Annotated in this window: 18 protein-coding genes; 10 read left to right on the forward strand and 8 right to left on the reverse strand. The window is 71.9% G+C overall.

Annotated features, from left to right (window positions below):
• From AQJ54_RS21555 to AQJ54_RS21570, 4 genes are all read right to left on the reverse strand, one after another.
• On the reverse strand, positions 1–903 hold the full coding sequence (locus AQJ54_RS21555; protein ID WP_062020233.1) for a carbohydrate ABC transporter permease: 903 nt from the start codon (positions 901–903) through the stop codon (positions 1–3).
• Positions 900–1,820 carry a carbohydrate ABC transporter permease gene (locus AQJ54_RS21560; RefSeq protein WP_030323290.1) on the reverse strand — a complete coding sequence of 307 codons (921 nt, stop codon included), beginning with the start codon at positions 1,818–1,820 and terminating at the stop codon, positions 900–902. The genes AQJ54_RS21555 and AQJ54_RS21560 overlap by 4 nt, the downstream gene beginning before the upstream one ends.
• Before the next feature lie 125 nt (positions 1,821–1,945).
• The gene (locus AQJ54_RS21565; RefSeq protein ID WP_062020235.1) at positions 1,946–3,268 is read right to left on the reverse strand and encodes an extracellular solute-binding protein; all 1,323 of its coding nucleotides are present in this window, start codon (positions 3,266–3,268) and stop codon (positions 1,946–1,948) included.
• A 277-nt stretch (positions 3,269–3,545) separates the two neighbouring features.
• Positions 3,546–4,667 carry an ROK family protein gene (locus AQJ54_RS21570; RefSeq protein ID WP_248844823.1) on the reverse strand — a complete coding sequence of 374 codons (1,122 nt, stop codon included), beginning with the start codon at positions 4,665–4,667 and terminating at the stop codon, positions 3,546–3,548.
• Between the two features lie 308 nt (positions 4,668–4,975).
• On the opposite strand from AQJ54_RS21570, the gene AQJ54_RS21575 reads away from it, so the two are divergent.
• From AQJ54_RS21575 to AQJ54_RS21585, 3 genes are all read left to right on the forward strand, one after another.
• A complete protein-coding gene (locus AQJ54_RS21575) occupies positions 4,976–5,875 on the forward strand; it encodes a BadF/BadG/BcrA/BcrD ATPase family protein (protein WP_062239821.1) in 900 nt (299 codons plus the stop codon).
• A gap of 184 nt (positions 5,876–6,059) precedes the next feature.
• Positions 6,060–7,991, forward strand: a complete 1,932-nt coding sequence (locus AQJ54_RS21580) for a phosphatase PAP2 family protein (protein ID WP_062239824.1) — start codon at positions 6,060–6,062, stop codon at positions 7,989–7,991.
• A gap of 93 nt (positions 7,992–8,084) precedes the next feature.
• The gene (locus tag AQJ54_RS21585) at positions 8,085–9,764 is read left to right on the forward strand and encodes an ArnT family glycosyltransferase (protein WP_062239827.1); all 1,680 of its coding nucleotides are present in this window, start codon (positions 8,085–8,087) and stop codon (positions 9,762–9,764) included.
• A gap of 29 nt (positions 9,765–9,793) precedes the next feature.
• Here the strand turns inward: AQJ54_RS21585 and AQJ54_RS21590 are convergent, their stop codons facing one another.
• Positions 9,794–10,195, reverse strand: coding sequence for a DUF3662 domain-containing protein (locus AQJ54_RS21590; protein ID WP_062239829.1), 402 nt, complete (start codon positions 10,193–10,195; stop codon positions 9,794–9,796).
• Between the two features lie 31 nt (positions 10,196–10,226).
• On the reverse strand, positions 10,227–10,391 hold the full coding sequence (locus AQJ54_RS46155; protein WP_169808242.1) for a hypothetical protein: 165 nt from the start codon (positions 10,389–10,391) through the stop codon (positions 10,227–10,229).
• Between the two features lie 181 nt (positions 10,392–10,572).
• On the opposite strand from AQJ54_RS46155, the gene AQJ54_RS21595 reads away from it, so the two are divergent.
• The 4 genes from AQJ54_RS21595 (at position 10,573) to AQJ54_RS21610 (ending at position 15,711) form a co-directional block, all read left to right on the forward strand.
• Entirely contained in the window at positions 10,573–11,496 is a 924-nt protein-coding gene (locus tag AQJ54_RS21595; RefSeq protein WP_030323269.1) for a MurR/RpiR family transcriptional regulator, read from the forward strand.
• A 345-nt stretch (positions 11,497–11,841) separates the two neighbouring features.
• Positions 11,842–12,234: a hypothetical protein gene (locus tag AQJ54_RS21600; RefSeq protein ID WP_020134732.1), complete on the forward strand. Its 393-nt coding sequence runs from the start codon at positions 11,842–11,844 to the stop codon at positions 12,232–12,234.
• Positions 12,235–12,420: 186 nt separating this feature from the next.
• Positions 12,421–12,990: an antibiotic biosynthesis monooxygenase gene (locus AQJ54_RS21605; protein ID WP_062240501.1), complete on the forward strand. Its 570-nt coding sequence runs from the start codon at positions 12,421–12,423 to the stop codon at positions 12,988–12,990.
• Positions 12,991–13,185: 195 nt separating this feature from the next.
• On the forward strand, positions 13,186–15,711 hold the full coding sequence (locus tag AQJ54_RS21610; protein ID WP_062239831.1) for a SpoIIE family protein phosphatase: 2,526 nt from the start codon (positions 13,186–13,188) through the stop codon (positions 15,709–15,711).
• A gap of 25 nt (positions 15,712–15,736) precedes the next feature.
• Here the strand turns inward: AQJ54_RS21610 and AQJ54_RS21615 are convergent, their stop codons facing one another.
• Both AQJ54_RS21615 and AQJ54_RS21620 read right to left on the reverse strand, forming a co-directional pair.
• Positions 15,737–16,228, reverse strand: a complete 492-nt coding sequence (locus tag AQJ54_RS21615) for a flavin reductase family protein (protein ID WP_062239834.1) — start codon at positions 16,226–16,228, stop codon at positions 15,737–15,739.
• 9 nt (positions 16,229–16,237) lie between these two features.
• On the reverse strand, positions 16,238–16,909 hold the full coding sequence (locus tag AQJ54_RS21620; protein WP_062239838.1) for a peptidoglycan-binding domain-containing protein: 672 nt from the start codon (positions 16,907–16,909) through the stop codon (positions 16,238–16,240).
• Between the two features lie 184 nt (positions 16,910–17,093).
• Between AQJ54_RS21620 and AQJ54_RS21625 the strand changes: the two genes are divergently transcribed.
• The 3 genes from AQJ54_RS21625 to AQJ54_RS21635 all read left to right on the forward strand — a co-directional run bounded on the left by AQJ54_RS21625 (position 17,094) and on the right by AQJ54_RS21635 (position 21,339).
• Positions 17,094–17,783 (forward strand): TetR family transcriptional regulator, encoded by a 690-nt coding sequence (locus tag AQJ54_RS21625; RefSeq protein WP_079069962.1) that lies wholly within the window; start codon positions 17,094–17,096, stop codon positions 17,781–17,783.
• Positions 17,784–17,968: 185 nt separating this feature from the next.
• Positions 17,969–18,382, forward strand: a complete 414-nt coding sequence (locus AQJ54_RS21630) for a Zn-ribbon domain-containing OB-fold protein (RefSeq protein WP_028809156.1) — start codon at positions 17,969–17,971, stop codon at positions 18,380–18,382.
• Between the two features lie 191 nt (positions 18,383–18,573).
• The gene (locus AQJ54_RS21635) at positions 18,574–21,339 is read left to right on the forward strand and encodes an alpha/beta hydrolase (protein ID WP_062239844.1); all 2,766 of its coding nucleotides are present in this window, start codon (positions 18,574–18,576) and stop codon (positions 21,337–21,339) included.
• Positions 21,340–21,375 lie beyond the last annotated feature (36 nt).

Consider the following 21,375-nt stretch of genomic DNA (forward strand, 5'->3'; position numbering starts at 1 on the left):
TCAGTCCTTCAGTCCGGCGTTGATGTCGGCACCCATGACGTACTTCTGGAAGACCAGGAAGATCGCGATCAGCGGGATCATCGAGATCACCGACGCGCCCAGCAGGACCGACCAGTTGATGTTCTGCGCGCCGACGATGCTCTGGATACCGATCTGGACGGTGAACTTGTTGGGGTCGTTCAGCATCAGCAGCGGCCAGATGTAGTCGTTCCAGCGCCACTGGAAGGACAGGATGGCGAGGGTCAGCATGATGGGCCGGGACAGCGGCACCATGATCCGAGCGAAGATGGCCAGTTCCCGGGCGCCGTCGATGCGGGCGGCCTCCACGAGTTCGTCGGGGACCGTCAGGAAGAACTGGCGGAACATGAAGCAGCCGGTCGCGGTGAGCACGGCCGGGAGGATGATGCCGGCGAACGAGTTGTAGAGGCCCAGGTTGCGGACGACGAGGAACTCCGGGGCGAGCATGACCTCGCCCGGCAGCATGGTGGTGGCCAGGATGCAGATGAAGAAGGCCTTGAGCCACTTGTTGTCGTACTTCGCCAGCGCGTAGCCGGTGCAGCAGCTGACGCCCACGGTGAGGATCGTCGTGATCACGCACACGAGGGCCGTGTTGATGAAGTACTGGGAGAAGTTGGCGCTGTCCCACGCCGCCTTGAACCCCGACAGGGTGGGGTTGTGCGGGACCAGCGTCAGGGGGTAGGAGAACAGGTCGCTGGACGGTTTGAAGGAGCTGAGGACGAACCACAGCACCGGGAAGCCGTACAGACACGCCATGATCCACAGCAGCGTCGTCGCGGACACCGCCTGCCGGAGCCCACCGGTGGCCGTCTTGCGGGGCCGCTTCCTGGAGACGCTCCGCCCGGAGCCGACGTCGGCCGGGCGCGGGATGTCGGTGGTTGTCATCGGTTCTCCACCCGTCGGTTGACGATCAGCTGGATGATCGCGACGGCCATCAGGATGAGCATGAGCACGAACGACGCGGCGCTCGCGTAGCCGATCTGGCCCCGCTTGAAGCCGGTCTCGTAGATGTACTGGACGAGCAGGTTGTTCGAGGTGCCGGGTCCGCCGTTGTTGAGGGCGACGAACACCGGGTACTCCTTCATCGAGTTGATCGTGTTGAGCAGGATCACGATGAACGAGGTGGGCGCGATGCTCGGCAGGGTGATGCTGAAGAACTGGCGCCAGGGTCCGGCGCCGTCGAGCGAGGCCGCCTCGTAGTACGACACCGGCACGTTCTTGATCGCCGCGATGAACAGCAGCATCGTGAAGCCCGTCCACGCCCAGGCCGCCGCCATCACGACCACGAGGAGCGAGAGGTCCGCGTTCGACTGCCACGGCACGGCGTCCCCGCCGAACTTCTCGATGACGTAGTTGACCAGGCCGAAGTTCTCACCGAACATCCACCGCCACAGGACACCCACGACGATGGGCGACAGCAGCCACGGGATGAAGAAGATGACACGGGCGACCGATCCGCCCTTGGCGTGCTTGCTCACCACCAGGTTGGCGGCGAGCAGCGAGACCACGAAGTTCAGCGGGACGAAGAGGACCGTGTACAGCAGCGTCCGGGTCAGCGCGTCGTAGAACGTGGAGTCCCCGAACAGGTTCTGGTAGTTGTCCAGGCCGACCCACTGGAACACCCCCACGCCCGTGTAGTTCGTGAAGGAGTAGATGAGCCCGATCACCGCGGGCCAGACGAAGAACAGCGCGAAGAGCACGACGTTGGCCGCGATGAGGACGAGCGGCGCAAGCGTGTACTTACTGCGTCTGCTGGGACGACTCGGCGGGCTCACCGACACGTCCGAGGCGCGTTTTGTCATCTTCCTGTCTCCGTGCTGGTGGAAGGGATTGCGGTGGGCTCAGGCCCTGAGCCCGACGGCCGGGGGGCGGCCGGGGCCGGGCGGCGGGGTGGGGACGCCGCCGCCCGGACTCCGGTGGCCTGTGATCAGCCGCCGACCTGCTGGTTGTAGCCGGCCACGATGTTCTCCAGGGCCTTGTCGGCCGACTGCTGGCCGTTGATGGCCTTGCCGAGCTCCGTCTTGGTCGGGTCCTCGGTCAGGCTCTTGCCCTTCAGCACCCACTCCGTCTGCGCGTTGTTGAAGTAGCCGGAGATCGGGGCGTAGAGCGGGATCTCCTGGTTGTAGAGCTTGAACGCCGCCTGCGCCGCGTCGGACTTGAAGGGGTACGCCGGGTTCAGACCGCTCTCGACCGGCAGGAAGCCGGACGTCTCGCACAGCACCTTGTAGTGGGCCGGCTCGTACAGCCAGGACAGGAACTTCGTCGCGGCCTTGGACGCGTCGCCGTTGTTGTTGAAGCCCACGACCATGCCGCCGCTGTTGACGTCACTGGCCTGCACCGGCTGGGCCGGGGTCGGGACGCTCGCCCACTCGAACTTCTTGATGCTGTCCGCGAAGGCGGCGACCTGCCACACGCCGGACCAGTAGGCGACGACGTCACCGCTCTGGAACATGGCGGACGGGTCGGCGCCGGAGGTCCACACCGACTTCGGCATGGTCTTGTCGTCGTTCCAGCCGACGAAGGTGTTCACGGCCTTCTTGGTCGCCGCGTCCACCGAGAACTTGCCGGAGTCGTCGGCGTGGACGTACTTGCCGCCCATCTCGTACACCATGGCGCGCAGTCGCGACGGCGACTGGTCGAAGGTGAGCGAGTACTTGACGCCGGTCTTCTCGCGGACCTTGTTGGCCGCGGCGATGAAGTCGGTCCAGGTCCAGGTCTTCGCCGGGTCGGTCGGGAAGGAGACCCCGGCCTTCTCGAAGAGCGACTTGTTGATGAACAGGCCGGACGCGGTGACGTCGGAGGGGATGGAGAGCACCTTGCCGGAGGAGTCCTTGGCAAGGAAGTTCTGGTTGATGTTGTTGCTCTTGTTGTCCGCGATGGACTTGAGGTCGATCAGCTTGCTCGACCAGATCGGGTCCAGCGCCGGGACGGCCGCCACGTCGGGCAGGGAGTTGGCCTGAGCGGCGTTGTGCAGCTTCGTGGTGTAGCCGTCGTAGGGGATGTTGACGAGCTTGATGCTGACGCCGGCTTCCTTCTTGTAGTCGGCGACCACCTTCTTCCAGCCCGCGTCCTGACCCGGAACGGTGGAGATCCAGAAGGTCAGCGACTTGGAGGTACCGCCGGAGCCGCCGTCCCCGCCACAGGCGGTGAGCGTCAGAGCACCTGCCGAGACAGCGGCAGCGAGGGAAACCAGGCGGCGCGTGCCGCCGCGGCCGAGACGGCGAGAGCGCCGCACACCCACAGTGGTCATCTTCGATCCCTTTTTTTCGTCGTAGGGGACGGAGCACGGCGCCGATCTTGGCGGCACTGGTGCAGTTTGCAGGAGGTTGGCTTTCCGAGGGCGCGGCCTCGCCCGGCCGCGTCATCCTGACGGGGGAGGGTCCCCGGTCCCTTGGACCGTCGCCGCACGGGCACGCCCTCGTGCGGTTGCCGTACATCGAGTACGGGCGGGACGCTCGCCCCAAGCCGGCGTCCCGGCCGACTTAGAAAGCGCTTGTCCGGACATTGGCAGACCGAGTCCGAAACCGTCAATCCTTCGTTCGCACAGGCTGGGTCACGGTTTGGACTCCTCTGGCGACCGCGAGGCGGGCGGCGCCCACCACGGTGCCGAGATCGCCGACCTGGCTGCTGACCACCTCGGTGGGCCAGCTCAGCCGCTCCAGCTCGGCCCGGACACCGGGCAGGAGCTGCGGGAACGCCCCGGTGCTGCCGCCCAGGACGAGCAGCCCGGGGTCCAGTACGGCGGTCACCGCGGCGGCCAGCCGGCCCACGTCCACGGCGTGCCGGTCGACGATCGCACGGGCTGTGTCAACCCCCTCCCCGGCCAGCGCGAAGAGCTGTTCGGCGGTGCGCGGGCAGGTCCCGTCGGACTCCGGCCAGGCTTCCGCGGCGCGGCGCAGCAGGGAGTGGGCCCCGATGTACTCCTCCAGGGCCTCGTGGCGGGGCTCCAGGTCGTCGTCCCAGGGGTAGGGCAGCCGGGCGAGCTCACCGGCTGCCCCGTTGGCGCCGGCCAGCACCTGTCCCCCGACGACGATGCCGAGACCGATACCGACGCCGATCCGCAGATAGCCGAAGGTGTGCCGGCCGCGGGCCGCGCCCTCGTGCAGTTCGGCGAGGGCGGCGCAGTTGACGTTGTTCTCCAGGTGGACGGGGACTCCGGGCGGCAGCGCCACCGTCACCGCGTCGAAGACGGGACCGGCCTTGGCGGTGGCGGGGCGCAGCCGCTGCGGGGCGGTGACGTCACCGACGGCCACCACGATGGTGCGCAGCGGCGCGTCCGGGGGCAGCGCGGACAGCGCCTCCCGTACCACGTCGGCGGCGTCCTCCCGGGGCCCGGTGGCCTCGGCGAGCAGGGTGCCGTCCAGGGCGCAGCCACGGACCCGGGTGAGGGCGGGGCCGAGGTCGACGGCGAGCACGGCGCCCGCGGCCGGGCCGAGTCGGTAGACGGCGGCACTGCGGCCCGTGGCCCCGGACGAGGTGCCGGAGTGGGCGGCGAGGTGGACGCCCTCCAGTTCGGCCACGGCGGAGGAGACCGTCGGCTTGGACAGGCGCGCGAGACTCGCCAGCTGCGGCCGGGTCGCCGTGCCCGCCTGGGCCAGCACGGCGAATACGGCGTTCGCGCTCTCGGTCAGACGGGGGGCTCTTGCCACGTCGTGTTCCACAGTTCCCCCAGGTCACAGGCCCTCTCCCGGCCCGAGCGGCTCGGCGGGAGGCGGCGATGGGTTGCTCGGGCGCCGCGCGTTCCCGGCCCGGGGAGGATGCCCGGGAAGCCGGGTGCGCAACGCCTATTGACAGGCACTGTACTTCGTTAGTTAACTTCCTAACGAACGTCACGGTACTCGCCTGCCGTGGTCCGCCAGAAGCCCGTCCCGGGGCTTCCCGAGTTCATCAACTGCCTTGCCTCCAGGCACGGTTCGCCCACCGTCGCAGCACCCAGCGCACCGACGAAAGAGGATCCGTGCAGGACACCGCACCCCTGGTGGTCGGCATCGACGTGGGCGGCACCAAGACCCAGCTGCGCGCGTACGCGGGCGACACCCTCGTGGCCGATCACATCCGTTCCAGCGGCGGCTGGCGGCCGCACGACCCCGTGGCCGCGGCCGGCTGGCTGGCCGCACTGGCCGCCGAGGCCCTGCCCGCGGGCGTTCGCCCGTCCGCGCTCGCCGTCGGCGGCCACGCCTGTGAGACCCCGCGCCAGTGCGCCCAGATCCGCACCGCTCTCCAGCTGCACTTCGACGCGCCCGCGCTGGTCGTGGGCGACGCCGAACTGCTGGTCCCGGCCGCGGGAGTGGAGAAGGGCGTCGGCCTGGTCGCCGGCACCGGCTCGGTCGCCGTGGGCCGTTTCGCCGACGGCACCCCGGTGCAGGTCGGCGGCTGGGGTGCGCTCCTCGGCGACGAGGGCGGGGCTGCCGGTCTGGTCCGCGAGGCCGTCCGTGCCGTATGGGCGGCGCACGACCGCGGCGAGGAACCCGACGCGCTGGCGCACGGTCTGCTCGCCGGGTTCGACGTCCCCGAGGTGCCCGCGCTCGGCGCCGCGCTGGAGCACGTCACCGCCGCCTCCGCCGAGTGGGGCCGGCACGCCCCGGCCGTCTTCGCCGCCGCCGAGGCCGGATCCCCGCTCGCCCGCACCGTGATCACGGAGGCGGGTCACGCCCTGGCGGCACTCGTCGCACGCCTCGCCGCGCGCGGGGTCGTGGTCGACGACGTCGTGGTCGCGGGCAGCACCGTCCTCGCCCAGCCCCCGCTGTACGACGCGTTCGTGTCGGCGCTCGCCGAGAGCGTGCCCACGGCCCGGCCGCGTCCGCTGCGGGCACCGCCGGTCGAGGGGGCCGTGGCGATGGCCCGTTCACTTGTGTGACATGCCCTCGTCGCCGAGTCTCCTCCGCTCCGACATGACTCGCCCGTAGATCTTCGCTCGTACGACTCCGGAAAGCGCATTCGACGCTCAGTCCTCAGGCGCATCATGAGTCGCATCCGCACCACTGTCATGTGCACCACCGCCCCGGCCGTACGGCCGCAGAACTGAACAGAGAGGCACATCCATGCCGTCATCCGCCGGGCAGGAGTCCCCCGTGCGCGCCACCGGACGCGCCGTGAACCGCAGGGGCTTCCTGAAGACCTCCCTGGGCGCCACCGCAGGTGTCGTGGCCGCGCCCACCCTGGTCAGCTGGCTGGCCGCCGCCGACGCGAAGGCTGCCGCCGCGCCCCTCGCGTTCGTCGACGACTACAAGACCAACCTCTCCGCGAACCGCACCCCCGAGACCAACGCGGTCGTGCGGGCCCTCGGCGGCTTCGCGCAGATATGGAAGACCGGCGACGCCTGGAACACCGGCACGCCGCTGCGGAACGACATCCTGCGCGCCAACGTGCGCTACAGCATCGACATCACGACCCGGCGCACCCCGGCCGAGGCGAAGACCGCGTTCCTCTACGACCGCATGCACCAGAGCTACTCCACGATCGACGGCCTCGGCCCGCTCGCCCCCCTCTACAAGGCCGGTGCCAAGGCGGTCACGTCGATCACCAGCGCACCCGACGGCACTCCCCCGACCACCATCGACGACACCCTGCCCGCCGACGCCCCGGCCGGCTCCGCGCTCGGCGCCGGCTCGCACGACTCGGACCTCGGCAAGGTGGCCACGCTGGTGGACACCGTGCGCGGCAACTGGGCGTCGGGCAACCCGTCCAAGTACGCCTACCTGTACCCGCGCCCGTGGCGCATGAACGAGGACAGCCAGGTCGTCGACACCGGCCGGAAGGACGCGCTCGGCTACCCGGTCTACGAGTCGAAGGTGGTCGTGGCCCCGCAGCTGCTGCGCCAGCGCAGCACCTCCCCGGCGGACGACGGCGGCTTCCCCAGCGGTCACACCAACGCCTACCACCTGGCCTCGCTGGCCTACGCGTACGCCGTGCCCGAGCGCTTCCAGGAGCTGGTCACCCGCGCCATGGAGCTGAGCCACACCCGGATCGTGGCGGGCATGCACTCCACGGTCGACGTCATGGGCGGCCGGATCATGGCCACCGCGCTGGCCGCCGCCACCCTGGCCGACCCGGCGAACGCGCAGCTCAAGGCGGACGCCCGGGCCCAGGCACTGGCCTACTTCACCCAGCGGACCGGCACCACGGCCGACACCCTGTTCGCCTACGCCCACTCGGACCCGGCCGACCCGTACGCCGACCGGGACGCCAACGAGCGTGCCGTGACGCCCCGGCTGACCTACGTGCTCAAGCGGGAGGGCCGCAGCAAGCCGTTCACCGTGCCCAAGGGCGCCGAGGTGCTCCTGGAGACCCGGCAGCCCTACCTGGACGCCGCCCAGCGCCGCGAGGTGCTGCGGACCACCGCGCTGCCCTCCGGGTACGTCCTGCTGGACGGCTGGGAGCAGTGGGGCCGGCTCAACCTGTTCGCCGCCGCGGACGGGTACGGCTCCTTCGACTCCGACGTCACCGTCACCCTCGACGCGGCCGCGGGCGGCTTCCACACGGCCGACAGCTGGCGCAACGACATCGACGGGTGCGGCGGACTGACCAAGAAGGGCAGCGGCACCCTCACCCTGACCGGCCACAACCGCTACACCGGCGGGACCGTGCTCCAGGAGGGCACCCTGGTGGCCGCCTCGGCCCACGCCCTCGGTCACGGCGACGTCCGGGTACGGGGCGGGAAGCTCACGCTCGCCGGCAGGTCGCTCCAGGTCCACGGCACCTACACCCAGGACTCCGCCGCGCTGGAGCTCACCCTGCGCTCCGGCCAGGAGCCGGTCCTGGAGGTGACCCGGCGCGCGGTGCTCGGCAAGGGCAGCGTGCTGAGGCTGACGCTGGACGCGAAGAAGCCCCCGAAGGCCGGTCAGCGGGTACGGGTCCTCTCCGCGTCGGCGCTGCGCGGCCAGTTCGACCGCGTCGAGCTGAACTCCGGCACGCTCAGGGCCGTACCCGTCTACACGGCGGAAGGTCTGTCGGTACGACTCCTGAAGCGATGACGCCCGCGGGGCGGGAGCCGGTGCGAGAGTGGCCCTCATGAGGGCCCTCCGGATCGCTCCCGCCACCGCCCGCCCGGCGTCGCCGCGGGGCGGATGATGACGAGCGAGCAACACGCGGTCCTGGACCCGGTCCGCGGGTCCGGGTCACGCGACGACGAGCAGCGGCGGCCGCGAGCCGCCCGGCGGTGGCTGGTGCCGCTCCTCGTCGTCGTGCTGCTGGCGCAGATGGCGGCCGTCATGGTCACGACCGCCGTCCAGCAGACCCCGACGATCGACGAACCCGTCTACGTGGCCACGGCCGCCGAGTACCTGCACGGTCAGGGCATCCGCTACAACCCCGAGCACCCGCCGCTCGGCAAGCTCGTCATCGCCGCCGGGGTGGCGATCGCCGACCCGCACGTGGACACGGGCTTCCACGGCCCCCAGATCGACCTAGGCCCCCATCTGCTCTACGAGTCGGGCAACGATCCCTGGACCCTGATGTTCTGGGGCCGGCTCCCGGTGATCGTGCTGACCCTGCTGTTCGGTCTTGTGGTGTTCGCCTTCGCCCGCGAGCTCGCCGGACGGGCCGCGGGTCTCACGGCCCTGGCCCTGTACTCCTTCTCCCCCGACGTCGTCGCCCACGGTTCGCTGGCCACCCTCGACGTCCCGACGGCCGGTTTCCTGCTCACCTCGGTGTGGCTGCTGTGGCGGGCCCGTCTGCGGCCGCGGCGGTACGTGCCGCTCGCCGGTCTCGCGCTCGGGGCGGCGCTCGCCACCAAGATGAGCGCGCTGCCCGCGGTGCCGGTGTGCATGGGCCTGGCCGCCCTGTCGGTGTGGCACGCGCAACCGGACACCGAGCGGCGCGGCAGGCTGCTCCGGGTCCTCGCGGGGGCGGCCGTCACGGCGGTGGCCGCGATCGCCGTCGTATGGGCGTCGTACCTGGTCGTCGACCCGCGGCTGCGCTGGCAGTCCCAGGACCCGGTGCCGGTGGTGCACGGGCTGCGGGGGACGCTGGCCCATCTGCTGCCGCTTCCCCGGGCGTACACGGACGGGATGCTCCTTCAGTTCCGGTTCGAGAACCACCCGTGGGAGGGCTTCCTGTTCGGGCGGGTGTACACCGGGCACCTCTGGTACTACCTGCCGGCCGCCCTGCTCGTGAAGACCCCGCTGGGTCTGCTCGCGCTGTGGGCCGCCGGTGCCGTGGTGCTGGTGACGGTACGGCGGTTGCGGCCCGCGGCCCCGTATCTGCTGGTCCCCGCGGGGGTGTTGCTGGCCTCGGCGATGACGGGGGTGCGGGACTTCGGCACCCGGTACACGCTCTTCCTGCCCATGTTCCTGACGGTGGCGGCCGGTTGTGTCCTCGCGGTGCGCCGGCGGTGGGCGACCGGAGCGACCGCGGCGCTGGTGCTGTTCGTGGCCGTCAGTTCGCTGCGGACGTTCCCCTACTATCTGCCGTACTCCAACGAGGCGTTCGGCGGACCGTCCGCCACGCATCTGCGGCTGCACGACTCCAACGTCGACTGGGGACAGGACCTCGGCCGGCTCGCCGACCGGCTGCGTGAGCGCTATCCGCACGAGCGGATCTGGCTCGTGTACAAGGGCAGCGGGGTGCCCTCCGCCTACGGCATCGAGGCGTCCGACCCGCGCGGGGTGCCGGTCGGACAGGTCCGCGGACTGCTCGTCGTCTCGGACTCCTCGGTTGCCAAGGCGAAGGGCCGGCTGGCCGAGTTGATCGACAGCAGCCGGCCCGTCGACGAGGTCGGCCACTCGATCACGATCTACCGCCGATGATCACCCGGTCGGGTACGGGGCCTCGCCGCTCAGCGGGCCGCGAGCTGGAACCCCTCGGCACTCACGTGCGGCATCGCCCGGCTCACCACCCGGTAGCGGCCGTTGGGTACCTGGCCGGACCTGGTGATGTGCACGGTGAGCGGTCCCGCCCACTCGTAACCCTGGCGCTCGCCGTGCCGGGCGAGGCTGTCGGTGAGCTCCTGGCCCACGTCGCTGCCCCGGCGTTCGAGCTCGTCGTAGGCGAAGTCCGCGAGTTCGACGTCGTACGCGTTCGGGACCACCACCCGGCTCTCACTGCACACGACCACGTTGCTGTCGCACTCGTTGCGCAACGCCTCGAGGAGTTCGACGGGCTCGCGGCCGACGATCCGCGACCACAGCGTCTCCCAGCCGTGCTCCATTGCCTGTTCCAGCGCGCTCAGCGCACCCATTCCCACTCACCTGCCTGGTTCGCGTACGGCGTCATTCCTGGGCGAAGTCGTCGGGTTCCACCCGCGCTTCCTCGAACGCCTCGCGCAGGGTCCGTCCACTGCCGCCGGGGGCGGGCGGCTCGCCCTCCCGGTGCCGGGAGTTCAGGACTTCGTCGGTGGTGTCGGTCGTGCGCCGGTTGTCCTCGGGGACCGTCATACGGGGCCGCTCCTGGGTGTCGTCGAAAGGTGTGCTCGAAGTCCTTGCCCGGCAGCGGGTTCCCGATCGGCGGCGGCGTACCCGTCCCGATCGGCGCCGACCCGGCGCTGTCGCACCGACGCTGGTCACCGGGGCGTGTGAGCTATGTTGACTCCCCGTGGGAGACAAAGGAGGCGCCCCGGTGCCATCGCCGCAGCAGGCACGTGCACAGGCATCCGCGATCACCTCGGGCAAAAGCGCACCGGAAGCGGAGGCCGCCCCGGCCTCCCAGCTGCGGACGCTCTTCGACAGGCCCCGGCTCTCGCCCGGGCAGCGGCGCATCGCGCAGTACCTGATCGAGCACATCACCGAGGCGGCGTTCCTCTCCATCACCGACCTCGCGGAGCGGGTGGGGGTGAGCCAGCCCTCGGTGACCCGGTTCGCGGCCGCCGTGGGATTCAGCGGCTACCCCGCCCTGCGGGAGAAGCTCCAGGCCATCGCGCTCGGCACGCTCGCCGGCGGCCCGGTGGCGGACGAGGAGTCCCGCGGCAACGAACTCCAGGCCGCCGTCGACGCGGAGATCGAGAACCTGGAGAACCTGCGCCGCGACTTCGCCGACCCCGACCGGATGATCGACCTCGGCCGCAAGCTGTCCGAGTCGACCCCGCTGACCATCCTGGGCCTGCGCATCTCGGCCTCGCTGGCGGAGTACTTCGCGTACGCGGCCCGCCGTATCCATCCCGACGTACGGCTGGTCACCCGCGGTGGCAGCGTCGCCTACGACGCCCTCCTCCAGTCACGCGAGGCGGGCGGCACCTGGGTGCTCGCGTTCTCGATGCCCCGGCACGCCCAGGAGACGCTGACCGCGCTGCGGGTCGCCCGCAGCGCCGGGCTGAAGGTCGCGCTCGTCACCGACCTGGCGCTGGGGCACGTGGCCGACGAGGCGGACGTCCTGTTCACCACCGGCACCGGCTCCCGCCTGGTCTTCGACTCCTACGCGGCACCCGGCGTCATCGCCGCCGCGCTGCTCCAGGCCATGACCGACGCGGATCCGGAACGGACCCAGGCGCGGCTGGAGGAGTACGAGCAGATCTCCGACCAGCACCAGTTCTTCCTCAGGGACTGAGCTCCCCTCCCCGGTCATACCGCTTTACAACGGGACCTTTCGTAATAAATCAAGCATGAATGTTTTCATACTCCTTGCAAAGCGAACGGCATATATAAATACTGCTCACGGATCACCCCGGGACCGCTCCGGGGACTCGTCCGCACCCCTGTCCCCGTCCCACCCCCAACCGCCCGAAAGGGCTCCTTTCACGGACATCCCGAGCCGTCGTCACCTACCCGCGTCGGCGCCCGGGGTGTTCGGCTGGGCCCGCCTGCACGCGGGCCCGTGGCGGCCCCGGTCATCCCCTAGGCCGGGGCCGCCCAACCCGTCGGACCAGCCGCACGACGCCGCACACCGGAAGCGATGATCATGACCCTGACGACCACGCGGACCTTCATCCGGACCGGTCCGGACTGGCCCTGCCAGGTCAAGACCCCCGGCAGCTACGACTGGGAGCGCTCCGCCGCCAAGTGGCTGCGCGACCTGGTGCCGGCGCGGTACGCGAGCTATCCGGCCCTGATGCGGCACACCGTACTGCTGGCCCGGCACGCCCAGATCCAGGTGCAGCACGAGATCCGGGTGGCCCGCACGGCGCTCCAGACCGCCCGTGCCGACCTGCCGGCGCTCGGACTGCCGGAGTCGGTCATCGAGCACACGATCAAGCTCTACGCCGCCGAGGTCCTCCAGCTCCAGCACATCGCCCGCAGTGTCCGCGAGGTCACCCAGGCGCTGGTCGAGCACCACCAGGGCCGCTGACGCTCCCGCGGGGCATCGAGCACTGCCCCGGGTGGCCGACCTCCCGAAGGGCATAACCCGGGCGGCTGGCCTTCCGAAGGGCATAACCCGGGCGGCTGACCACGCGAAGGGCATCGCGCACCACCTGGGAGTGCGCTGCCCCTCCCGCAGGGCATGATCCACGCCGTACGTGGAACCGGGGTGAGCATGAGCACCACCTCCGAAGTACGGCGCGGCGACCCGATCACCACGGTCCTGACGTGGGAGGTGCGCCCCGGCCACGAGCGGGAGTTCGAGCGCTGGACCCAGGGCATCACCCGCTGCGCCCGACGGTTCCCCGGCAACGAGGGCGTGTCCTGGCTGCGGCCCGAGGACGGACACCGCTACCACGCGGTGCTGCGCTGGTCGGACGCGCACCGGCTGACCGCCTGGCTGGAGTCCGACGAACGGGCCGACTGGCACACGCGCATCGACGGCGTCGCCACGGAACTCGGCGGCGAGCGGCAGTCCACCACCGGTCTGGAGACCTGGTTCAGCCTGCCCGGCACCACGGTGCGGCCGCCGGTCCGCTGGAAGATGGTGCTCACCACGTTCCTCGGCGCCTTCCCCTGCACCCTGCTGATCCAGTGGCTGGTGACGCCGAGGACCGCCGCGTGGCCGCTGCCGCTGCGGGCCGCGGTGTTCCCCGTGGTCCTGCTGCCGGTGCTGACGTACCTGATCATGCCCGTGCTGAGCCGGCTGCTGCGCCGGTGGCTGTATCCGGCGCCCGGCCACTGAACTCGTCCGCGCGGTACGCGTGACCGTGGCGCCCCTTACCGAACCGGGGGGTGCGGTCGGTTTCGTCAACCGGCGGGGTCACCGGTGCGTGCGATGTGTGCGGACGGAGGCGGGGGCGTCCCTGGCCACCTGTGCGATGCTCGACCCGTGACGAGCGAGCCTGTCGGCCCTTCGCAGGCCGGAACCGCGCCCGACATGGCCGCGATGGCCCAGGTCGTGGCCAGGCAGCGTGCGGAGATGGACCGGTTGCGGGACCAGGCCGCCACCGCGGCGGTACTGGAGCGGGCCAAGGGTGCCCTCATGGCGCAGACCGGCTGCACCCCCGACGCGGCCGGCGAGGAACTGCTGCGGCGCGCCAAGGCCGGTGACCGCACCCTCCTGGAGGAGTGCTGGATCAGCCTCGGCGCCCTGGTGCCCCCACTGCCCGGGACCGCCCCGGAGTCCGGCACCGTCGGGAGCTCCACCGGCATCGACCCGTCCGCGGGCCCCGGCACCCACCTCTCCGCCGTTCTCGGCCCCGCCGGTCCCGCCGGTCCCGCCGGTCCGCGGTCCGCGAGGGCAGACACCGGCCCGGCCGACGAACGGGACAGCACCGCTCCGGACACCGATCGGAGCGCCGGTCCCCCTGGGGCGCAGGACAGTGCCGGTCCTCCCGACGGGCAGCCCGACGCCGGTCCGGACGACGGATTCACCGCGCTCGGTCGCCTCGGCAAGGCCCTCGTCCATGCCGCCACGCCCCACGACCTGGCCCGGTGCCTGCTGGACGAGCTCACGGCGGACGTCGACGCCGACGCGCTCATGCTCTTCAGGACCCTGCCCACCGGAGGCCTCGAACTGATCGGGCACGCCGGGATCGACGACACCCTGGCCGGCCAGTGGGCGATGGTGCCGCCGCTGGACGGCATCGCCGCGCTCGAGGCGCTCCGCGCGCGGGAGCCGCGCTGGCTGGAGGACTTCGCGCGGGACCAGGAGCGTCATCTGCTCATCGGGGATCCTCCGGAACGTTGGCTGTCCCGCGCCTGGCTGCCGGTGCCGGCGGAGGGCGAGGTCGAGGTCTGCATCGGGATCCTGCGGACGCGCGGCGGCGCCTTCTCCCCCGCGGAACGGCACCTGCTGCGGGCCGTCGCCCGGCTGTGCGCGGGCTGGCTCCGTTCCTTCGGCGCCCGGCGGACGCCCGCTCCCGGGGCCACGGCCGCCGCCGCCCAGCCGGTGTTCGACTCGCTGCCGGGCTCGGCGATGCTGCTCACACCGTTGCGCGGAACCGAAGGCGCGGTCGGCGACTACCGGATCGACGCCGCCACCGAGGAGGCGGTCGACGTCGTGGGCCGCACAGGTCGGCAACTGCTCGGCCGGCGCATCCTGGAGTGTCTGCCGAGCATGGCGGACGAGGCGGTGTGGCACGGCTGTCTGCGCACCCTGACCACGGGTGAGCCGTTCGAGGGCAAGCCGTTCGCCCACCAGTCGGTGGTGGGCGGCAGCGCCGAGCTGTCCACGTACACCGTGCACGCGGCCCGGCTGGGCGACGCCCTGGTCCTCACCTGGGTCCGGCACGACTCCTCCGACCGCCAGGAGCAGCGCCTGGCGGACGTGCAACGGCTGGGGAAGCTCGGCTGGGCGAACTGGAACCTCGTCACCGACGAGGGCAGTTGGTCCTCCCAGACCTTCCTGGTCATGGGACGCGACCCCGCGCTAGGACCGGTCCGCCTGGCCGACCTCCCGGGGCTCGCCGTACCCGAGGACGCGCCGGTCCTCACCCGGGCCGTTGAGCAACTCGTGCGTACAGGAAGCCAGTTCGACCTCCCCTTCCGGATCAGGTCCGGCAACGGGGTCCGCCATCTGCGGATGGTCGCCGAGGTCGTGAGGGACAGCGAGAACCAGCCCGTCGAGGTGCACGGCTTCGTGCAGGACCTCACCGCCCAGCGCAGCGCCGAACTGGCCCTGGTCGAGAGCGAGCGGGCGATCCTCACCCAGGACGGTGTGCTGCACGCCGAACGGGCGCTGGCCGCCCGGCTCCAGCACGCGTTGCTCCCGCTGCCCACCCGGCCGGTCGCCCTCGCCGGACTCCGGGTCGAAGTGGCCTACCTGCCGGCCCAGTCGGGGATCCATGTCGGCGGCGACTGGTTCAGCGCCATCGAACTCCCCGACGGAGAGGCCCTGTTCGTGGTCGGCGACGTCGCCGGCCACGGCATCGACGCGGTGGCCACCATGGCCCAACTGCGCTTCACCGCCAAGGGCATGGTCATCACCGGGTCGTCGCTGACCGGGGCGCTGACCCGGCTCAACACCCTGCTCCTGCACGCCCGCGGCTCCCACGACGCGCACGCCACCGCGACCATGGTCCTGGCCCGCTACGTCCCGGACGAGCGCTGTCTGGTGTGGGCCCAGGCCGGTCATCCACCTCCGTTGCTGGTGCGCGGCGGCGAGGTGCGCTATCTGGAGCGCCCGGTCGGCATGCTGCTGGGGGCCTGCGCCGCCCCGGACTTCGTGGAGGCGCGCTGCGTGCTGGAACCGGGCGACCGGGTCCTGCTCTACACGGACGGCCTGGTGGAGCGGCCGTCGGAGGGCCTCGACCACGGCCTGGACCGGCTCGCCGCGGCCGTCGCGGCCCATGACTCCCGGGAGCCGGGCTCGCTGCTCCCGCTGCTCACCGCGGTCCTGGAGGGCGAACGGCGCGACGACGTGTGCGTGGTGGACATCCGGGTGCCCGGCGCACCGCGGTGACCGGTCCGCCGCTTCGAGGCCCGGGTCAGTCCGCGGGGTGGCCCGGCGAGATGGAGACCGCGTCGGAGAGCCGTAGCAGAGGCGTCTGCGCGGTGTCCTCGCGGGCGCCCCACGTCTGCGGTTCCAGGAAGAATCCGACGTGGTCGCCGCCGTCGGTGCGGGAGACGACCGTGCCGACGAACCAGGCCGCCGCGTCCTCCAGCACCACGGCCCCGCCGGCCTCCCGCCGCGTGCGGACCCTGGCGAACTTGTCCGTGCGGTCCCCCGTCTCCCCGCCGAACAGCTCGGCGAGGTCGCGCTGTTCGCGGGTGAGCAGATGGACGGCGAGGCGGTCGGCGGTGCGGGCCACGCGGTAGGTGCGGTTCGCCTTCGACAGCCACACCACGTACCGCACGGGCTCGATCGAGCACTGGCAGGCGAACCCGACCAGACAGCCGGCGCGCTCGCCGTCCGCGGCGGCGGTCACGACGCACATGTCGGGGTCCAGCCGGTCGATGAAAGCGTCCATGCCCGCCATCCTCCGCGATCAGCCGCCGCCCGTACGGGACTCCAGGTCGCGCCGTGTGTCGTCGCCGTACACCCCGTCCTCGTCGCCGCGGATGCCGTACCAGAGCTGGAAGCGGGCCACGGCCGCGGCCAGGGTCGCGTCGTAGGTGCCGTCGGTGGACCCGTTGTCGTAGACGTTCGGGATGTGCCGCAGACGTTCCTGGAGGTCGGTCACCTCGGGTCCGCTGTCCCCCTCGCGCAGGGTGCCGGCACCGTCGGGGTCGCTGTCGCCGGAGGGGGTCGGGGTGGGGGTGGGGGTGGGTACCGGGGCCGCGGGGGCGGTCGCCGAGGGACGGGGGGCGGCGACCGCGGTGCTCTCCGTGCGGTCGGTGAGCAGGAGGGCGCCGCCGAAGCCGATCACCGCGGCGGCGGTCACGGCCGCCGCGACCGCGGTGCGGCGCAGGCCGGGCACCCGGCCCCGCGGGAGGTCCCGGACGTGAGGGTCGTCCCTGACCGGCGGCAGCTCCTCGGTGGCGTCCTCCGTCCCCGACGGGCGGCCGGGCAGCACGATGGGCTCGTAGCCGACGGTCGGGCGCGGCGGCAGGTCCTTGAGCAGCTCCGCGAGCGCGTCGGTGCGGCGCGGGCGCAGCACCCGGATGGGCTCGATGGCCGCATCGTCCGGCGGCACCCCTCGGTCGGACGGTGTGGTCATCCTGTTCTCCTTCCGTCCCGTGCGCATGGGTGTTTCGCCGTCCCCCGGGGAGAGATACGGGGCCACGGGGCAGGGAGTTCAGCACGACGGCCAGGTCCTCCCTCGTCGCCCCGGACAGCACTCAGTTCCCTCGCACGGCAGCACCGAGTGCCACAGTCGGGGTCGAGGTGCTACTTTCGCGACCATGAGCTCCACCAAGCCCCCCATGCGGGACGCGCTGGTCGCGGCCGCCTTCCGGCTGTTCCTGGAACGGGGTTACGAGCAGACCACCGTCGACGACATCGTCGCGCTCGCCGGAGTCGGGCGCCGGTCGTTCTTCCGGTACTTCCCGTCCAAGGAGGACGTGGTCTTCCCCGACCACGAGCGCTGCCTGGCCGACGTGACGGCCTTCCTCGACGCCAGCGACCCCGGGTGCGACCCGGTGCAGCGGGTCTGCGAGGCGGTGCGACTGGTCCTGCGGATGTACACCGAGAACCCCACCTTCTCCGTGCAGCGCTACCGCCTCACCAAGCAGGTTCCGGGCCTGCGCGCCTACGAGCTGTCCGTGGTGTGGCGCTACGAGCGGTCCTTCGCCGCGTATCTGCGCGGACGGCTGAAGGGGCTGCACGACGGGACGCTCCGGGCCGACGTGATCGCCGCCGCCGTGGCCGCGGCGCACAACAACGCCCTGCGCTCCTGGCTGCGTTCGGACGGACAGGACGATCCGGAGGAGGCGGTGGAGCACGCGCTCGGTTATGTGCAGAGCTCGTTCGGGGGACGCGGCGCGCCGGCCGCCGACCAGGAGTCCGAGGACGTGGTGGTGATCGTCTCGCGCCGCGGCGCCCCGATGTGGCGGGTGGTCCAGGAGATCGAGTCCACGCTCGACGGGGGCTGAGAGGGGGTGCCCGGGTGCCGGGGGGGGGCGAAAATCCGGGGACCGATAGGGGTACCCAGTACCTTTACTCCTGGCACTGAGTGCCATACGCTGACGCCGTGCACGGTGGCACAGGGAACCGCGCACAGGCGTGCCCGGTGCTCCGCGCACGCGCGATTCCGGCCGAGCGCAAGGAGTTGACCAGCGTGTACCACCACTCAGGCAGCATGGCCCGTACGGCAGGCGGCTCCGCGACGAGCCTCCTGGATCCCGTCGCCCCGGCCACGGACGCGATCCTCTTCCAGCGCTGCACCTGGTGCGGCACGGCGATGTACCACCGGTTGCTGTGTCCGGTCTGCCAGGGCGGCGACCTGCGCACGGAGCGCAGCGAGGGCGTCGGGACGGTCCGCCACGCCACCGTGGTGCACCGCAACACCCCCGCCGCGCGCAATGTGTCCCTGGTCGAGCTGGCCGAGGGCTTCGTCGTCCGGGGCCGGGTCATCGGCCCGCCCGCCGCGATCCACAGCGGCGACCGGGTCCGGATGTCGACGGCCAAGGACCCGGTCCGCGGCGAGCCGGTCTTCCAACTGGTCGACGAGCCCTACCGCGCCTGGAGCTGACGGCCCGCCGACGCGCGGCCGGGACCGCCCCTGCCGCCGCTCCCCTGACCCCACGGCCTGATCGCGTCGCTCTCCCGCGAAATCCGCCGACACACAGACAACCCACAGGCGCCTCCGCCCCGTCCTAAGTGACGCGAGAGGCGCCCGGGACCGACGGGACGTCTGCGCACGGGGTTTTGAGGAGAGAACCATTGATCCGTGCCCGGCGAATATGCGTGACCGCCGTGGCGGTACTGGCGGCCCTGGCGGGCTCGCCCGGACTGGCGCAAGCCCAACAGCCGCCCTCGACAGGGCCGTTGAGCGCGAGAGACGGCAACGGACTTCCGCCCGGGTGGCGGATCGACGGGAAGAGCGGAGCGCGTGAGCTGGTCTGGCGCTCCGGCGAGGCCGTTCCCACGGGGGACGCACGCGTCGAGTTCCGTACCGGGAACCGGCTGCTCGGAGTGCCGAAGCCGGCGAAGGACGGGCGCACCTTCCGGCTCCCGCTCGACGACATCGGAACCGCGGGACTGACGGATCTGCAAGTGACCGCAGCGGGAAGGCGGTTGGACGCGGCCGCCGAGGAGCCGCGCGTTTCCGGCGCCCAGGGGGTTCGGCTCCCCGCGCAGGCACCGGCGAACGGTGTCGATCCCGGCAAGTCCGGCCCGTACCGCACGGTCAGCGGCGGATACGACCTCGCGCCGGTGCGCCTGCCCGGGTACGCCACCCCCGTGGAGATGCGCGCCCAGGTCGTGGCGCCGAAGGGAGCCACCGGCAGCCGCCCGCTCGTCCTGTTCCTGCACGGCCGCCACTCCACCTGCTACAAGCCGGGCACCGAGAACGACAACCAGGACTGGCCCTGCACGGACGGCTACAGGCCGATCCCCAGCGAGAAGGGCTATCTGCGCGACCAGCGACTCCTGGCCTCCCAGGGCTATGTGACGGTGTCGATCGCGGCGAACGGCATCAACGCCCAGGACTGGCAGGCCGAGGACGCCGGCGCACAGGCCCGTTCCTCCCTGGTACGGCAGCACCTCGCGCGCTGGGCCGAGTGGAGCGCCCACCGTACGACCGCCCCGGCCGTGGTGCGCGCGGCGCCGAAGGCGGACCTCTCCAAGGTCCTGCTCGTCGGCCACTCGCGCGGCGGTGAGGGCGTCAACCGGGCCGCCATGGACAGCCTGTACCCGCCGCCCAGGGCCGAGGACGGCTACCGCGGCCAGGTGCGCTGGAAGGTGCGCGGGACCGTGCTGATCGGACCGACGATCTTCGGCCAGAATCCGGTCGCCGACGTGCCGTCCGTGACCCTGCTGCCGGGCTGCGACGGCGATGTCTCCGACCTCCAGGGCGAGGACTTCGTCGACGGCACCCGGGGCGTCAGCCGGGGCACCGCCCTGCACAGCGCGGTCTACATGGTCGGCGCCAACCACAACTTCTTCAACAGCGAGTGGACCCCGGGCGAGGCCGTCGCCCCGGCCGCGGACGACTTCGGGGACGACCCCGAGCACCGGGACCCGGTCTGCTCGCCGGGCGCGGCGACCCGGCTGACCGCCAAGCAGCAGCACAAGGCGGGCGCCACCTACATCGCGGCGGCGGCCCGGCTCTTCGTCGCCGGGGACGACCGGGTGCTTCCGCTGCTCGACGGTTCCGGCAGGCGGGCGCCCTCCGCCGACCCGGCCCGGGTCCTGACCCACGCGGTCGGCGGCCGCCGCACCGGCGGTTTCCTGCCGGACGGCGGCGCCAAGGTGACCGGTGCCCGGCTGTGCTCGGCGGTCGACCCGAACCCGGCCGTGGTCTGTCTGAACCCGGCGACCGTCGGCTCGTCGCCGCACTTCGCGTGGTGGGAGACGGAGAAGGAGACCGGCCGCAGCGCGGTGGCCCTGAAGTGGTCCGCCCCCGGCACACCCGCCCGCGTCACCCCCGCCAAGCCGCTCTCCCTGCACGGGTCCCAGAAACTGGCGCTGCGGGTCTTCGTCCCGCCGAACACCACGGGCACGAAGTTCGACGTGTCCGTCACCGACTCCGCCGGACGCCGGGCGACGCTGGGCCGGGCCCAGTTGGCCGGTCTGCCTGGTTCCGAGCGGACCGCGTCCTACTGGGCGCAGGAGCTGCGCGTCCCCCTGACCGCGGCGACCCGGGCCGGGCTCGATCTGCGGCACGTCAAGTCCCTTGAACTGACGCCCCGTTCGCGGTCCGGGAAGGCCTGGCTGATGGACGCCTGGGGCTGGGCGCCGGGCACCCCCGCCGTGAAGGCCGCCGCGCTGACCCGCGTCGACGTGGGCCGCACCCTCGTCAAGGAGGGCGACTCGGGCACCCGCACCTACCGGGTCCCGGTGCGGATCTCCGGCCACGGCAGCGGTCAGGTCCGGGTGTACGTCATCGAGCCGGGCAGCGGGCGGGCCAAGAGCAAGCTGGTGACGGTTCGGCCCGGCAGTCACGCCATCGACGTGCCGGTCCAGGTGAAGGGCGACACCGTCTTCGGCGACGACGTGCAGCACGACATCGCGGTCAAGGCCGTCCACCACTCCGTCGTCGGCAAGCACCGGGGCGGGCTCACCGTCGAGAACGACGACCCCGAGCCGGTGATCACCCTGTCGCCGGTCGTGGACCGGGTCACCGAGGGCGGGACGCTGACCTGGCGGCTGTCCATCGACGCCCCCGCCGCGGTGGACCTCTGGCAGCCGGTGCGGGTGCTCCCGGTCACCGAGGGCGCCGAACTGTCCACCAAGGACGTGGACCCGCAGTGGCTCAAGGAGTGGTCGGGTGAGGAGCCCGACCCCGAGCGCCGGCTGTCCGACGCGAGTCTGTGGGCGTGGCTGACCATCCCCGCGGGCAGCACCAGCGTGGACTTCGTGACGCCGACCGTCCGGGACCAGGTGGCCGAGCCGACGGAGTCGATGCGCCTCGCGATGACCGACCGCGACGCCCGGCCGCTGCCCGACCGGCCGGTGCTGACGGGGACGGTGCTCGACCAGCCGTAGGCACGACGGCGAGGGTTCGTGACCGCCCTCACGGTT

The organism is Streptomyces griseorubiginosus, from assembly GCF_001514195.1.
Taxonomy (GTDB): domain Bacteria; phylum Actinomycetota; class Actinomycetes; order Streptomycetales; family Streptomycetaceae; genus Streptomyces; species Streptomyces griseorubiginosus.